The organism is Flavobacterium enshiense, from assembly GCF_022836875.1.
GTDB lineage: Bacteria > Bacteroidota > Bacteroidia > Flavobacteriales > Flavobacteriaceae > Flavobacterium > Flavobacterium enshiense_A.
Genome location: NZ_CP090376.1, coordinates 1138038 through 1155038, shown reverse-complemented (window position 1 = coordinate 1155038; position 17001 = coordinate 1138038). Strand labels below are relative to the sequence as shown.

Genomic DNA, 17001 nt, shown 5'->3' with positions numbered 1-17001 from the left:
GTAGGAATTTTCTTTTTTATTTGTTTCGTTCCGACTATCTTCGTTGGTATGAAAATAATAAAATTTCCTACATTTTTAATCACCTTGTCTTTTGTTTTTGGCATAGTTGTCAATTTTTATTGGCGACTGGATACGGCATGGATTGCGGTATCAAACCTTATAATACTAATTGTTTTCGGAATTCATTTCCGACTATCCAATAAGCATTTTTTTCAAAAAATTTACTTCAGTCTTTCTACCTGTCTGCTCTCTTTTTGCATTGGTATGCTGACGCATTCGCTTCATGATCATCGCGGCTATAAAAATCATTACAGTTATTCTACAACTGATGCCGATATATTAAAGGGCACAATCTCGGAAAGACTTAAACCCAATACCTATGCAGAAAAATATTATTTCAAAATAACCCGGTTAAACGAAAAAAAAGTCTTCGGAAAAATTCTTTTGACTGTTCCTAAAAGAGTCCAGGCTAAACAATTCAACGCCGGAGATCAGTTATTTCTTAAAGGTAAATTGTCCCCTATTGCAAAATCATTTAATCCTTACCAATTTGATTATGCATCTTATCTGGAAAAACAAAATGTATTCCATCAGCTAAATTTAAACTCTGGAACTTATCTAAAAACGGGGACCAATCACAATCTTGACTATTATGTAGAAACCTATCGGAATAAATTACTGAACAGCTTTGAAATCCATCATTTTCCAAAGAATGTCAATCTCATCATCGACGCACTGCTCTTAGGGCAACGACAGGATATGGATAGCCAAATGTCGAACAACTACACCAATGCAGGTGTCATTCATATTTTGGCTATTTCAGGTTTACATATTGCAATATTATATGCATTATTGCTTTTCATTCTCAAACCATTAAACCATTTTAAAAAAGGAAAACTGCTGCAATTCATAATCATAATAGCCTTTTTATGGATATTCGCCTTCTTGTCTGGTTTATCGGCGTCGGCAGTACGTTCTGTCGTTATGTTCAGCCTCATCAGTTTCGGTCTATATATTAACCGATCAGGAAACATCTATAATATACTGGCTGTTTCCATGTTGATTATCCTATTATGCAATCCGAATTTCTTATTCGATGTGGGTTTTCAGTTAAGTTATATTGCAGTTTTTTCTATCATTTGGCTGCAACCTTTCTACAGCGCATTCAAACCTTCCCGATTCAAACTGGTCAATTATTTTGTTGATCTTCTCACGATTTCATTTGTAGCGCAAATCGGGGTTTTACCACTGAGTCTGTACTACTTTCATCAGGTTCCTTTGCTCTTTTTCCTGGCGAATCTTGTGGTGATTCCGTTATCAAGTTTTGTACTGATTTTGGGAATTACTGTATTGGCTTTTAATTTCATTGCGTCGGGCTTGGCAATCATTTTAGGAAAATTACTCGGATTTGCCATCGAAATAATGAATCAGTACATTGCCGGGATTGCGTCCTTTAAAACATTTGTAATCAAAGACATTCCGTTTTCATTTTCGTTATTGCTGATTTTTTATCTGATGCTTACCGCTATCGTACTTTGGTTATACGAAAAAGAATATTCAAGACTCATTTTATTCTTAAGCAGCTCCTTTGTCTTTCAGATTTTGATTTTATTCACGCTGTGGCAATCCAAACAAGGAAGCGAATTTATCGTTTTCAACAACAAAAAAAGTCCATTGTTGGCAGAGAAACGAAATGACAAAATCCGTGTATATTCTAACGACAGTTTGCCGAAGGAAAATAAAAACCTGAAAGCCTATAGCTGCGGCAATTTCAATCAGACTCTAGAAGTGCAGCCACTTCAAAATGTATTGTTTTATGATAACCGAAAAATTTTAGTTATTGACAGTCTCGGCATTTATTCACTTAACCAGAAACCGGACATTTTGTTATTGATCCAATCGCCGAAAGTAAATTTGAATCGTGTAATTGAAACTATTCATCCGAAAGCAGTAATAGCGGATGCCACGAATTACAAAAGCTATGTAAACCGATGGAAATCCACGTGCGAAACAAAAAAAATCCCTTTTCACGCTACCGCAGAAAAGGGATTCTATAAAATTGAAAATTAATTTATCTTCTTGAGTTCTTCGATTACCTGATCGGCGGTTAGGTAACCTACTATCGGGTTTTTCACTTCCCCTGCTTTATCGAAAACATACATTGACGGATACCCTTGTACTTGCAAAAACATGGTAAACTCATGAACCGAATTTCGTCCTTTCCTGTTAGGGTCATATCCCGGATTCGCGTACTTCTTTCCTTTGTAAGTCACTTCAAAATTACCTTCTCCGTTAAATTTAACCGGATAATAATTCTCAGTGATGTATTCTACAAATTTAGGATCATGAAAAGTATTTTTATCCAACATCTTGCACGGTCCGCACCAGTCGGTATACACATCCATGAAAATTGGCTTTGCTTTTTTCGGTTTTTCCTTCTGAAGCTTTAATGCCTCATCCAAAGTCATCCACTTAATCTCTTTACCTACTGCATCTTGAGCTTGAACTGCCAGGTTTCCTAAAACGAAAAGCACGGCAAATAGTATTTTTTTCATTTATTATCCTTTTTTATTGTTTGTTAAAATCTGATCTGCTCCTGAAATCCAGGCTTCCGGTCCTCCGGCAACATAACCTGTTCTGCCAAGTTGGGTGAAATTTGTTTTTCCTTCCTTGATGTCGGCGTTCACAAACCAAACGGTTGGATATCCCTGAACTCCGAAGGCATTTTGTAAAGCATAATTTTGCTGCTGTAAAGTGGGTTCCAATTGTTTTTTTCTAGGAAAATCAACTTCCACCAAAACCACATTCTCCTTTGCCCATTTTACAAACTCCTCTTTATAAAAAACTTCTTTTTGCAAACGAACACACCAACCGCACCAATCGCTTCCGGTAAAAAACAACATCATCGGTTTTTTTTCCTTTTTGGAAACCTCCATTGCTTTATCGATGCTGGTATGCCATGTCAAATCGCCTTCCTGGGCCGACAAGACTAACGTGTTTAAGCAGATAAGTAATCCTAAAAGTATCTTTTTCATTGTATCCCTTTTTAAATCAGCTACTAAATAACAAAAATAATGCCGATTATTACTTAACGTCCTGCATTAATTTTTTCACGAACGGGGAAATAGCTATCAATACAATTCCGGCAATCACCGCATACACAGCCAATTGCTGGTAACCGTCTGCATACACATTTAACTTTTCAAGGTTCGTTGCATTCTCAGAAGCCTCTGCGATATTAGCCCCTAACAATCCTGCAAAATACTGTCCGTACGCACTAGCTAGGAACCACATCCCCATGATAACCGCTTGTGTTTTTTGAGGAGACAATTTGGTCATCGCACTCATTCCGATTGGAGATAAACACAATTCCCCAAAGGTTATGATGAACCAACCGAATGTGAACAGATCCAAGGATGTTCTCCCAGAAGCATCCGCGAAGAATTTTGTGTAATAAAACACATAGAAACCACCTGCCAGGAATAGAAATGCCAATCCGAATTTTACAACTGTATTAGGTTCGAATTTTCGTTTGTTCATCCACAACCACACCATTCCGATCAAAGCTGCAAAAGCAATTACGAATAACGAATTCGCCGAATTATTTACTCCGTTAGGATCCAGTTTCACTCCCAACACTGTATTGTGCAGATTGTTTGCTGCGAATAAACTCAGGGAACCGCCGCTTTGCTCAAAAAAGGCCCAGAAAAAAATAGAGAAGATGATAAACACCAAGGCAGCTAATAACTTTTTATTTTCTGCTGAAGAAAAATAACGCATTTCATAGAACAGATACAACAGCGAAGCAGGTCCGATAACAAACATAAAATAGTCTGTATATTCCGTTTTGGCCACCATCGTCATGATAACCGGAATAATTACCAAAGAACCTACGTAGGTAGCAATTTCAAATGTTCTTCGTTTAGAAATTTCCAAATGAGATAATGGAGACAAACCAATCTCTCCTAAACTTTTCTGGGTTTGGGTGAAAGTCAGCAAACTTATAATCATTACGATTGCTGCAAATCCGAAGGCTACATTCCAGCGCAAATGTTGCGGAACATAAGAAGCCAACATATTACCGTTAGCAACGGCAATACAGATATAACCACCAATCAAGGCCCCTAAATTCACCCCTGCATAAAACAAAGAAAAACCGGCATCCCTTCTGTGATCGTCGTCTTTGTATAACTTACCTACCATAGTGGAGATATTCGGTTTGAAAAAACCAGTTCCGATAATGGTGAAACTGATTCCAAAGAAAAAGAACTGTTTCGGATCCGCTGCCAAAATAATACTCCCGGCAATCATTAGCAATCCTCCCCAGAACAATGACTTTCTGTAACCTAAAATCTTATCGGCGAACAACCCTCCAATAAACGTGAAGGCATAAACGAATGCCTGAGTCGCACCATACTGCAGATTGGCTGTTTTTTCATCCATCATCAGCTGGCTAACCATAAAGACCACCAACATTCCGCGCATTCCGTAAAAACAGAAACGCTCCCACATCTCACTAAAAAATAAATACCAAAGCTGTTTTGGGTATTTCCCTTTAAAGTTCTGGATATCGTCCACCTTTATCCCTTTGAAATCCTGAACTTCGTCTATTGTTGAACTCATACTAACTTATTAATTTAATCCCTTTTCTTTCATTACGGCATTCAAACGTTTTAGGATAGACAACCCTAACAAAGTGGCGAACAACAGCAACAGGCAGTTTACCAAAAAGAAATTCGCTTTGTTCTCGTAATCATACCACATGCTTGCCAATACACCTGATAATTTATTTCCGATGGAAATAGACAAGAAGAATCCTCCCATCATCAGTGCAGTCAATCGCGGCGGGCTTAGCTTGGAAACAATCGAAAGTCCCATTGGAGACAAACACAATTCACCGATAGTAATAACACCGTAAGTACCCACTAACCACAGCGGCGATACTTTAACTGCGCCATTACTTCCGATATAAACCGCTGCCACCATAAACAGACAGGATAATGCGGAAATGAATAATCCAAGAACAATTTTTGATGGCGTTGAAGGTTCTTTGCCTCTTTTGCGCATAAACATAAAAAATCCCACTACAACAGGTGTCAGCAAAATAATCCAACCAGGGTTGACCGACTGAAACAATTCGGTATTGATTAATGAAACCGTCTGATTGGGATCTTTTTCCAGTTCGGCACGCTGCTCATTGGAAATATTGGTAAAATACACATCTTTTCCCTGAACCTTAATTGGTTCTCCAGCTTCGTCTTTTTCAGCCTGAAACTGGTTGTCGTATTTCTGAACTTCTTTGGTCTGGAAATCTTTTTTATCTACCAGATAAATAGAAGACAATGCCTGTTCTGTAGAACCGGTAACCTGTCGATCCGTATAATAGTTTGCCCAACGCGTTAAGGCTGTACCGTTCTGTTTGAAAACCGCCCAGAACAACATTCCAACTGCAAAGATTGCCAGCAAAGCGCCTAGCGGACGTTTGTCTTCATGATTCGCTTTAAGATACAATCGAACATAAAAAACGATAATAGGAATACAGGCGAAAATGAAAGCGTCTGTCGAATCACTTTTGAAGATATTATCCGGAATCATCCATCCTATAGCCCCACAAATAATGGCCGGTAAAAAAACCATTCCAAGAATTCGACCCAAACTGATATCTCCTTCCTGAACCGGTTTCATCACATTGGCACTGTGCAGATGTTTTCTCCCCAAAGTAAAAATGATAAGACCAATAAACATTCCGATACCCGCCGTAATAAAAGCGGCACTCCATCCGTATTGGTTACGCATAAAAGCGGCTATGATATTACAAATGAACGCCCCGATATTGATCCCCATGTAGAAAATATTGTATCCAGCATCTTTATTGGCTTTGTATTCATCGGTGGAATATAAGTTCCCAACCAGCGTTGAAATACTCGGTTTAAAAAATCCGTTACCTACAATAATAAGTGCCATCGACACATAAAAAGCGGTGGTATTGTGAAATCCTAATCCGATATAACCCAATCCCATCAGGAATCCTCCGAGATAAATCGCTTTAAAGTAACCCAAAACACGGTCGGCAAGGTAGCCTCCTAAAAAAGGGGTCAGATAGGTCAAGGCGATATAGGTTCCGAAGATGTCATCGGCATATTTATCGGAGAACGCCATCCCGCCTGTCGCAGCCGGATCGATCATGTATAAAACAAAAATTCCGATGATTAAATAGTACCCGAAACGCTCCCACATTTCGGTAAAAAACAAAAACAGTAATCCTCTAGGATGTTTATTCCTCATAATGATTTAATTAAAAAAAGCCCGTAGGTTTTCCTACGGGCTTGAAAGATATAAAATATTTTTGAAAGTGATTATTTTACACCGTGCATCATTTTCTTAAGTATCGGAGTAATTAAGAATAAGATAATTGACGCAATACCACACAATACAACGAATACCATGAAGAATTCGTATAAATTGTGAATCTCAAATCCAGCAAAAACTGGGTTCTCTGCACTGATTTGATTATCCGTCAATAATTTTAACTGTGCTTCTGTTGGAACCACTTTTTTATCCAAGACATCCTGAAGGTTAATTCCCAATTCCTGAGCTTTTTTGAATTTGTCCCCTGTTGCAGGTAAAATCGACCCTAATGTTCCAGACAAGGCATATCCGGCAGCATTCGAAATAAAGAACACCCCGTAAGCCAAAGAAGCGAAACGTTTTGGAGCTAATTTCCCTACCAATGACAGTCCGATTGGAGACAAACACAATTCACCAAACGTTTGAATCAAGTACAATAAGATTAACCAATAGATCGCTAACAACCCACTGTTCCCTAAATCTTTAACGTTATGAGCAATGATAAAGTAACTGATTGCAATTAACATTAATCCCATTGCCTGTTTGAATGGAGACGTTGGCTCTTTACCAGCATTTCTTAATTTATCCCAAAGTAAGCTGAACGGAACCGCGAACATTACCACGAATAAACCGTTAAAAATCTGTACCATTGAAGGCGGCATGTTCCAGCCAAAGAAGTTTCTGTCGGTTTGGTTATCAGCTATGAACGTTAATGACGATCCTGCCTGCTCGAATGCAGCCCAGAAGAAAATTACGAAAAATGATACGATATAAATTACCCAGATCCTCTGTGTTTCCACTTTGGTCAGGGTTTTATCCGATAAAATCAAACCAGCCAATGTTAAACCACTCGCGTAAATAATTGGATAGATAATTGTTTTTACAACGTTATCCCCTTCCGTTAAAAAATGGAACGTAAAAAATAAACCAAAGAACGCTAAAACCGCAATACCTAAGGACATTGGCGTGAAATGTGCTTTTTGTGATTCACCTTCTTCATAATCTCCTGAATCATGACCTGAAGGCACGCCTCCGATTGGTTTTCCTTCCGGAGTAACCACATATTTATTTTTAAGGAAGAAGAACACCAGAGTTCCGATTACCATCGCAATAGCTGCTGCCAGGAATCCCCATTTGAAAGCATGAATATCTCTCACCCCGCCACGGTCTTTAACGTCACCCACAAACGGACAGATAAACTGACCTAAGAAAGCACCGATATTGATTCCCATATAGAAAATGGTAAACGCAGTATCCAATTTTGTTTTTTCCTGTTTTGGATATAAACTTCCCACCATGCTGGAAATATTCGGTTTGAAGAATCCATTACCGAAGATAATAATGGCCAGCGCACTCCACATTAAAGTGGTTGCTAAAGAAAGATTGTTTGGAAAAACTGTTGCACTTGTAAAAAGCAACAATTGTCCTACAGCCATCATCATACCCCCTAAAAGAATACAGTTTCTGTTTCCGAAAAATCTATCGGCGATGAAACCTCCTAAAAGAGGCGTTAAATAACAAAGACCCAAAAATCCACCATAAATTAATGAAGCATCAGCTTCTTTCATTAATAATGAATTCACCAGGAACAGAGTTAATAATGCTCGCATTCCGTAGAAATTGAAACGCTCCCACATCTCGGTTCCGAACAATACCCAAAGCCCCTTTGGATGTCCTTGTTTTACTTCTTTTTCGCTCATTTTTTTGTTTTTGGTATTTGTATTTTAGTTAGCTATTATAATTTTTCTTTAAGGAAGTTGGTCATTTTTGTGTACAACTGTAAGCGGGTTTTCCCACCGTAAATTCCGTGATTTTTGTCGGGATAAAGCATCAAATCGAATTGTTTGTTTGCCTGCACTAATGCTTCAACCATTTTCATTGTATTCTGAACGTGAACGTTATCATCGCCTGTTCCGTGAACTACAAGTAGATTTCCTTTTAATTTACTTACGTGGGTGATTGGCGAATTGTTATCATAACCACTCGCGTTTTCCTGTGGTGTCTGCATGTATCTTTCAGTATAAATAGTATCGTAATTTCTCCAGCTAGTTACCGGCGCCACAGCAATAGCCGTTTTAAACACGTCAGCTCCCTGGAAAATACAATTTGCAGCCATGAATCCTCCGTAAGACCAACCAAAAATTCCGATTCTGGATTTATCAACATAAGAATATGATCCGAAAACTTTAGCGGCATCGATCTGATCCTCCACTTCAAATTTACCTAACTCTTTCTGAGTGCATTTTTTGAAATCAGCACCTTTAAAACCGGTACCGCGACCATCAACACAAGCAACGATATAGCCCTGCTGTGCCAGCATCATAAACCAATAATCATCAGAATTGCTCCAATCATTGTTCACCTGTTGTGACCCAGGTCCTGAATACTGGTACATTAATACCGGGTATTTTTTAGTTGTATCGAAATCCTTTGGTTTGATCATCCAGGCATTTAACTTGTGACCTTTCTCTGTGGTTAATTCCATGAATTCTTTTGAAGGCAAATCGTATTTAGCCAATTTAGTTTCTAAAGCTTCGTTGGAAACAATGGTTTTGATCAGTTTGCCAGATTTCGCTTCGTTCAAAGTATATTTAGGTGCATTTTTAGCGCTCGAATATGCATTGATAAAATACTGGAAATTAGGGCTGAAAGTAGCATTGTTAGTACCTGTTTGTGTAGTTAAACGTGTTTTGGAAGATCCGTTTAATTTAACACTGTAAACATCGCGGTTGATAGAACCGTTTTCAGTAGACTGGAAGAAGATTGTCCCGTTTTTTTCGTCAAAACCGTAATAAGAAGTTACTTCCCATTTACCTTTTGTAATTTGTTTTTTAAGCTTCCCATTTTTATCGTAGTGATAAATGTGGTTGAAACCATCTTTTTCGCTTGTCCAGATAAAGCTATTATCTTTCAGAAACGTTAAATCATCAGTTACTCCTACATAAGCTTTATCTTTTTCATTCAAAACAACACGGGTTGCACCTGAATTTCCGTCAACAAACAGCAAGTCCAGATTATTCTGGTGACGGTTTAGAATCTGGGCACTTAAAGTGTTTGCTTCGTTAGTCCACTCAATTCTTGCGATATAAAAATCGTTGTATTTGTCTAAGTTTATTTTTTTGGTTGTAGCCGATTTCACATCATAAACATGCAATGAAACCAAAGCATTTTTATCACCTGCTTTAGGGTATTTGAAAACATTTTGAGTTGGATATAATCCCTGAAGGTACATGTCCATAGAAAATTCAGGAACCTGCGATTCGTCAAAACGGATAAAACCGATCTTGTCGCTGGCTGCATTCCAGTCGAAAGCACGCACAAAAGCAAATTCTTCTTCGTAAACCCAGTCAGTAACACCATTAATTACGGCATTCTTCTTTCCGTCAGTGGTAATCTGAGTATGCTTTTTAGCTGCTAAATCGTATACGTATAAATTATTCTGATAAACATATCCGATTTTTGAACCATCAGGAGAGAAAGTAGGCTCCTGAACTTTGTAATCAGCTAATTTTGTCAATGATTTTGATGCAATATCATAAATAAAATAATCGGCAACAAATGAATGACGGAAAATATGATCAGTGTGGTTGGCGATTAGAATTTTCTTTTCGTCTTTACTGAACTTGTAACTGTCAACCCCTTCCAATTCCTTAAAATTTTTGGAATCGATCAAAGTTGCCACCTTCTCCAAAGTTCCAAAATCGTACAAATCGATTTGCGAAGATTTAGTAGCACGGTCAAAATTAAGTACCGTGTACTGATTAGTATTTTTCATTGCTTCCAAAGCAGTCATTCCCTGCGTTCTGAAAGCACCTCCCCAAATTTCTTCAAGGGTAATTTTTTGTTGTGCTATCGCCGAAAACGATGTTAACACGAACAAAAACAGGCATTTAAAAGTATTTTTCATAAATTTGATGGTAAAAAAACTCCCAATTTTAGTGAAATTTTATCAATTAACGCAATTTAATTTGTTAAATGGATAAAATATCCTCCCCCCTCTCACGTTTAATCGTCGATATTTTTTGTCTTTTATCGACAAAAAATACTTCATTAAAAATTTGAATTACAGACTGTAGGAAAGCTATTAATTTATTTACTATATTAAACCTCCCAACAAAAGACAATAATCGGAACTATGATAAAAAAAGTTGCGCTTTGTATCTATCTTCTGTTTTTTCTCCAAGGCGCCTTTGGACAAGTTTTTGATTATGAAATACTTAATCAAAAAAACGGACTTCCTTCTTCAACTGTCTTTGCTGTAATTCAGGACAGTCGTAACCTCATATGGATTGGTACGGACGGTGCCGGCTTGGTTCGTTACGACGGAAAAAATTTCGACATCATTGATAAATCAAAAAAAAGTGAAGGATTTTTCGTAACTGATTTAGTTGAAGACACCAACGCTAATATCATAGTTTCAACAAAATACAGCGGACTGCTGGTTTATAACGGAAAAGAGTTTATTAAACATTTCGACAGAAGCAACGCTCATCTAAAAGGAAACTTTGTGCAACGGCTTTTGGCAACTCCGAATGGTGTTTATTGTTTTACAGAGAAAGAAATGTTCCTGCTTAAAAAGGACTATTCTATTGAGCCCATTGCCAAATTTGATAAACCTACAACTATCAATTCCGTTTTTTGTGACAAGCACTTTACCTTTTTTGTCGGAACCGACGAAGGGCTCTTAAAAATTGAAAACAATTCAGCAAGCCCATTTAAGCCCGAACAGTTTTCAGGATACACCTGCATTGTATCCACAGACAAGGACAAAGCCTTGATAGGAAACCATAAAGGTGAAGTCTGGAGACACTCCTCCCTAGCAAAAGACACATATGATACTCAATTAGAAAGCAAAATTGTCCTTCCCAACAAAGAAGCTTTTTTCATAAAAAAAATGTTGCTTGGCAGAAGTGGTTTTGTCTGGATGGCCGGAGACAAAAAGCAAGGATTGGCCATGTACAAAAAAGATATCCTTAGTTTTATAAACAATACCAACGGTTTTACGGGAGAAAATGTATTGTGCATGTTTCAGGACAAAAGCAGTCAACTCTACCTTGGCACTTACGGCACCGGATTGTACAGAACACACTCGCAAATCTTCTACAATTACAATAATGTCCCGGAATTAAATACTCCTTATATATTTTCCATTCTAAACACAGAAAAAGGGATTTATACGGGAACGGTTAGCGAGGGAGTCTTTTATTTCGAGCCCAACCAAAACGGAGACCTTAAACTCAAAAGAAAATATCCACAGCTCGAAAGAGCGACAGCATTATACGAAAATCATAAAAAAGAAGTTTTGGCCGGATCCCTTAACGGGCTATTCAAAATTACTGAAGGCGGTCTCATTCCCTTGGCTGTCAATGCAAAACTCCCAGAAGAAAAATCCATTAGATTCATCTGGCAGGACAATCAAAAACGATATTTTGTAGGCTATTCAAAAGGACTGCTTTTATTAGACAAGAATGAGAATCTCATTAAACCCATCGACCTTTTTCAATCCCAAAATGTAACCACACTGGAACCTCTAAATGAAAAACAATGGTACATAGGAACAAACAATGGTCTATACCTTCTTTCTGAAACTACAACCAATACTTTTTCCGTTGAACCAATTATCCGAAAAACCATAAATACCTCATGCAAAGACAGTTTTGGTAATTTTTGGTTTGCCAGTGGCGACGGTCTTTACTATGTAAACAAAAAAAAGGTTAAAAAATACACCACAAAAAATGGCCTTACATCAACATTTATTTTTACGCTTTCGGCAGATAAAAAAGGGGCTATTTATACGGGACATAACCTTGGGATTTCAAAAATCACAGTTGACGAAGACGGAACAATCAAAAACATCTTAAACTATAATTCGGAAAACGGATTCACTGGTTTGGAAACCAATGCCAGGGCACAAACACAGGACAGCAATGGAAATCTGTTTTTTGGGACCGCCAACGGCCTTTACATCTACTTAACGAACTACACGCCAAAGGCAAAATCCACTCCGATATTAAAAATAACCAATATCGACGTTTTCAAACAATCAAAAAACTGGAAAAACTCAAATGAAACCGACAACTACTGGTTTAATATCCCAAGGCAAGGCTATACCTTTAATCCGCAGGAAAACCAACTCACGTTTACCTTTGGAGTGGTTAATTATTTAGAAGATGAGGAGCTAATGTATTCTTTTCTTTTAAAAGGAACGGATCAAAATTGGTCGAGCCCTTCCAAATCCAATGAGGTTACCTATTCCAATTTAAAATACGGATTTTATACCTTTCAGGTAAGATTAGTCGACAACCTTGGAAATATAAAAAGTTCCCCTGTATCCTATACCTTTAGGATTGACACACCGTATTACTTTAAGTGGTGGTTCCTGCTTCCGGTATTTTGTTTCATTGGGCTGTTCATGAAATTAATCTTTGACCGCGCTTCCACCTACAACAAAGATTTTATCAAGAATTTTTCGGAAAAAGGCGAAGACAACAAAGAAATACAGACTTTCTTTTTCTTTTTAGGGATCATTTTTCCGCTCACAGAAATCATAAATCTCTATTTTATAAAGCGGTCTAACTCTGAATTAATAGCTAACCTATTCATAGGGTTACTCTTCATTTCCCTTTATATAATATCCAAAAGATCTTCTCTGCTTGACAAATATCTCAGACCTTTATTTATTCTGATTTTAGTCAGCTATTCTATTCATGTCATTACTAAAATTGCTTCACAACCTTTCGACTTAATCACCTATACTGAGTTTCTACTGATTTTATTTTTCTCATATAGCGCATTTAAAAATGTAAAACAATATACAGCCTTTGTGATTGCACTACTGACCTCCCTTCTAATTTTACTTTTCAATATCCCTTCGGAAACAGAACAAATTATTACCTTAATCAACACTTCCTTTATTGTTTTGGTTATTAATTATGCCAGACGTATTTCCATATTAAACAATAACGACAAGTTTTTGTTTTCAAACAGCATTATCAACAACTCGAACTCATTAACCATAGCAACAGACAGAAAAGGAAAACTTACCTTCTGCGGAAAATCCATCGAAAAGATTTTAGGATACACACCCAAAGAAGTAATGGGAGAAAATTTCTGGAAACTGACACAAGATACCGAATTCCAAGATATTGACTACAACGATGTATATGTTCCGGATTCACTGTATACCCGAAAATTGAGATGTAAAAATGGAGATTATAAATACATCCAGTGGACCGACCAAAAATACAGTGATAACCTTTTTGTTGCCAACGGACAGGACATCACAGGCAAAATAATGGTGGAGGAGCAATACCGAAATTTGGTTCAGTTTGCTTCCGATATTATCTTCGAGGTTGACAAAAAAGGATTTTTCACTTTTGTAAATCAATTTGCTGAAAAATCGTTAGGTTACCCGACGGATTTTTTCATCGGAAAGCATTTTTCAACCCTTATCAAGCCTGAACACGCAAAGACTATTGAAGATTTCTACATTAGACAAAGTGGAAACCAAGCAGATTTTGACATTATCGAGTTCCCGATTTTAAAAAGCGATGGCGAAGAAATGTGGGTATCCCAGAAAGTTACCGTAAAAAAAGACGAAAACGGAAAAATAACAGGTTATTCGGCAATCGTAAGGGATATTACCAAACTAAAGAAAATTGAGATTGAGGAGAGTCAGCGCCAGAAAAAAAACCTCTTACTAAATCAAACGTTGAATCAGCTCTCTACACTAAATTTCTTTACTTACGGAAGCCAGGAAAAACTGATCCAGCATATTGTTAAAGAGGCCTCATTGGCATTGGATATAAGCCGGGTGAGCTTGTGGAATAAAACAGAAAAAGGGGTCGAACTGTTTTGCATGTATGAAAAGGACAACGACTGTTTTTCAAATGACATTTCCTTATACAAAACTGACTTCCCTCGATATTTCGATGCCATAGAAACCCAACCGTTTATTGTAGCTTCGGATGTTAAAACCGACCCTATTACCGCTGAATTCCTAGGAAACTACTTCGATAAATATGACATAAAGTCTTTACTGGATTTTCCAATTTATGTTTCAGGAGAACTGAAGGGGATCACCTGCTATGAAAACACCAAGGAAATAAGAAACTGGACAAGTGATGACATCAATTTTGCCAGAACCGTTTCGGATATCATCGCCTTGGCCATTGAGACCCTGAAAAGAAAAAGCGCTGAAGAACTTATCGTTTACAAAAGTGAGCTCCTGTCCTCTATTTCAAAAACGACTGAAGAACTGTTAAAAAGTAATAGTTTAAATGAAATTTTCGAAAAATCTATGGGTTATATCGGCGAGGCAACAAAAGCAGACCGATTGTATTACTTTGAAAATGACACCGCCACAAATAGAATCAGCCAGCGTTTGCAATGGGTAAGAAACACGGAATTCAATAAATTCGAGAATCATAAACTACAGAATTTCCCGCTTTCTGAATACCCTAAATTTGCGAATGACCTTTTTGAAAACAAACCTTACCAGGCAATTGTAAAAACAATGAATGATGGTGAAATTAAAACCGTTTTGGAAAATCAGAACGTAAAATCCTTCTTAATCTTACCCCTGTTCATAAAAAATGTACTTTATGGTTTTATCGGTTTCGACGACTGCATCACGGAAAGAGAGTGGGCAGTAGATGAAATAAACATCCTTCAGACATTCACCAACAACTTTGCCTCTACAATTGAACGAATCAATAACGAAAAAGCCATAACTGAAAGTGAAGAAAAATTCCGTTTATTAGCAAACAATATTCCGGCAACGGTATATATGGTTAAATACAATCCCGAGAGAACCAAACTCTTCCTGAACGATGAAATTGAAAAATTGACGGGCTATTCCAGAGAAGAATTTTTTGAGGGCAAAATAGACATCTTTGAATTGTATCACCCTGAGGAAAGAGAACAGGTTCGAAGAGAGATAGACGATGCCGTAAAAAATGGGGTTCCTTTCCATATTTCCTGCCGCCTTGTTAAAAAAAGCGGAGAAATTGCTTGGATAGACGAATACGGTGAAGTTATCGCGACTGAGAATGAAATACCGCAACTTGAAGGCGTTATAATTGAGACAACGGAAAAAAGAAAGATGCAGGAAGCCATCAAGGAAAAGGAAGTTGCGCAGGCAGCCAACAAAGCAAAAACGCAATTCCTGGCCAACATGAGCCACGAAATCCGAACACCATTAAACGGCATCATCGGCTTCAGTAATCTGTTATTGAAATCAAATCTGACTTCGGTACAGGAACAATACATGGTGACGGTAAACCAGTCGGCCGATGCCCTGCTGGAAATAGTAAACGATATTCTGGATCTTTCCAAAATTGAAGCCGGAAAACTAGAACTTTACATAACGAAAACCAATTTACACGACCTTATCAATCAGATTGTTGATATGGTTAAATATTCCGCACACGAGAAGAAACTCGATCTTATTGTAAATATTGATGAAAACATCCCTTGCCTTATTTGGATTGATGAAATCCGACTGAAACAAATTCTCATCAACCTGCTTTCCAACGCCATTAAATTTACTCAGGAGGGAGAAATAGAACTTGAAATCAAGCACGAACCGCTTCATGATGATCAATTCCGAATGAAGTTCTCGGTAAAAGATACAGGTATCGGAATTCGTCCGCAAAATAAAAAGAAAATATTCGAGGCATTTTCACAGGAAGACAACTCCACAACACGAAAATATGGCGGTACAGGACTTGGAATCCCAATTTCAGAAAGCCTGTTGCGCTTAATGAACAGCGGACTCCAAATTAAAGACCGTCCAACCGGAGGCACCATATTCTTCTTTGATTTGGAAGTAAAAGCAAAACCGTGCGGCTCACTGAATGAACTCGAAAACAATAAAATATCCAAAATTTTATTGATAGACGATAATGCAAGCAATTGCCAGGTTATCCAACGAATGATGAACCACTATAACATCGCATCGCTTGTCAATAAAAATTATCAGAATGCTTATAAATACACCCCGGAAGTCGATCTGTTCTTGGCGGATTATGAACTGATTGGAAAAAAGGGACTTGATGAACTATCAAAATTTGAAAAACCAATCATTCTGATGCAAAATTCAAATTCGACAGAAATTAAATACCCTAAAAACACGATCATAAAACCGATTGTAAAACCAGTTAAAATACATGTATTACAACATGTCCTCAACGAAATAAACAACAAAGAAACACAAGAAACGTATCCACAAAAAGAAAAGGGCGCTGACGCTATTGTAATAGACGCCACCTACAAAGTACTTATCGTGGAGGACAATAAAATCAATATGTTGCTTTCAAAAACGCTGATTCAGAAAATCATTCCTAATGCAATCATTTTAGAAGCGGTGAATGGAATTGAAGCCGTGAAACAGTTTGAACTCCATCATCCGGAAATCATACTGATGGATATCCAAATGCCGTTAATGAACGGATATGAAGCGACTCAAAAAATTCGGAAGAGAGACAAAGAGTCCATTATTATTGCGCTAACAGCCGGGATTATTGAAGGTGAAGAAGAATTATGCAAATCGATGGGAATGAATGACTATATAACTAAACCCATTGAAAGAAAGGTACTTGAAAATGCGCTTCTCAAATGGACTAATGAATTGAAAAATTAATTTATAATACC

General features: G+C 37.5%; 8 protein-coding genes. 2 read left to right on the top strand and 6 right to left on the bottom strand.

Annotated features, from left to right (window positions below):
• Positions 1-48: 48 nt before the first annotated feature.
• On the top strand, positions 49-2070 hold the full coding sequence (locus LZF87_RS05210; protein ID WP_244342289.1) for a ComEC/Rec2 family competence protein: 2022 nt from the start codon (positions 49-51) through the stop codon (positions 2068-2070).
• On the opposite strand, the gene LZF87_RS05205 is transcribed toward LZF87_RS05210, so the two are convergent.
• From LZF87_RS05205 to LZF87_RS05180, 6 genes are all read right to left on the bottom strand, one after another.
• Positions 2067-2555 carry a thioredoxin family protein gene (locus LZF87_RS05205; protein WP_244342280.1) on the bottom strand — a complete coding sequence of 163 codons (489 nt, stop codon included), beginning with the start codon at positions 2553-2555 and terminating at the stop codon, positions 2067-2069. The two genes, LZF87_RS05210 and LZF87_RS05205, sit on opposite strands and share 4 nt — an antisense overlap.
• 3 nt (positions 2556-2558) lie before the next feature.
• On the bottom strand, positions 2559-3035 hold the full coding sequence (locus LZF87_RS05200) for a thioredoxin family protein (protein WP_244342278.1): 477 nt from the start codon (positions 3033-3035) through the stop codon (positions 2559-2561).
• Positions 3036-3084: 49 nt separating this feature from the next.
• Positions 3085-4623, bottom strand: a complete 1539-nt coding sequence (locus tag LZF87_RS05195; protein ID WP_244342276.1) for a peptide MFS transporter — start codon at positions 4621-4623, stop codon at positions 3085-3087.
• A gap of 9 nt (positions 4624-4632) precedes the next feature.
• Positions 4633-6285, bottom strand: coding sequence for a peptide MFS transporter (locus tag LZF87_RS05190; RefSeq protein WP_244342274.1), 1653 nt, complete (start codon positions 6283-6285; stop codon positions 4633-4635).
• A 71-nt stretch (positions 6286-6356) separates the two neighbouring features.
• Entirely contained in the window at positions 6357-8048 is a 1692-nt protein-coding gene (locus LZF87_RS05185; RefSeq protein ID WP_244342272.1) for a peptide MFS transporter, read from the bottom strand.
• A 35-nt stretch (positions 8049-8083) separates the two neighbouring features.
• Entirely contained in the window at positions 8084-10255 is a 2172-nt protein-coding gene (locus LZF87_RS05180) for a S9 family peptidase (protein ID WP_244342270.1), read from the bottom strand.
• 228 nt (positions 10256-10483) lie between these two features.
• Here LZF87_RS05180 and LZF87_RS05175 point away from each other — a divergent pair, with 228 nt between their 5' ends.
• Complete coding sequence (locus LZF87_RS05175) at positions 10484-16990, top strand: PAS domain S-box protein (protein WP_244342268.1); 6507 nt, start codon at positions 10484-10486, stop codon at positions 16988-16990.
• Positions 16991-17001 lie beyond the last annotated feature (11 nt).

Bases quoted from the DNA above. Each gene is read 5' to 3' on its own strand.
- LZF87_RS05210 (WP_244342289.1), top strand. From the start codon at position 49: ATGAAAATAATAAAATTTCCTACATTTTTAATCACCTTGTCTTTTGTT.
- LZF87_RS05205 (WP_244342280.1), bottom strand. From the start codon at position 2,555: ATGAAAAAAATACTATTTGCCGTGCTTTTCGTTTTAGGAAACCTGGCA.
- LZF87_RS05200 (WP_244342278.1), bottom strand. From the start codon at position 3,035: ATGAAAAAGATACTTTTAGGATTACTTATCTGCTTAAACACGTTAGTC.
- LZF87_RS05195 (WP_244342276.1), bottom strand. From the start codon at position 4,623: ATGAGTTCAACAATAGACGAAGTTCAGGATTTCAAAGGGATAAAGGTG.
- LZF87_RS05190 (WP_244342274.1), bottom strand. From the start codon at position 6,285: ATGAGGAATAAACATCCTAGAGGATTACTGTTTTTGTTTTTTACCGAA.
- LZF87_RS05185 (WP_244342272.1), bottom strand. From the start codon at position 8,048: ATGAGCGAAAAAGAAGTAAAACAAGGACATCCAAAGGGGCTTTGGGTA.
- LZF87_RS05180 (WP_244342270.1), bottom strand. From the start codon at position 10,255: ATGAAAAATACTTTTAAATGCCTGTTTTTGTTCGTGTTAACATCGTTT.
- LZF87_RS05175 (WP_244342268.1), top strand. From the start codon at position 10,484: ATGATAAAAAAAGTTGCGCTTTGTATCTATCTTCTGTTTTTTCTCCAA.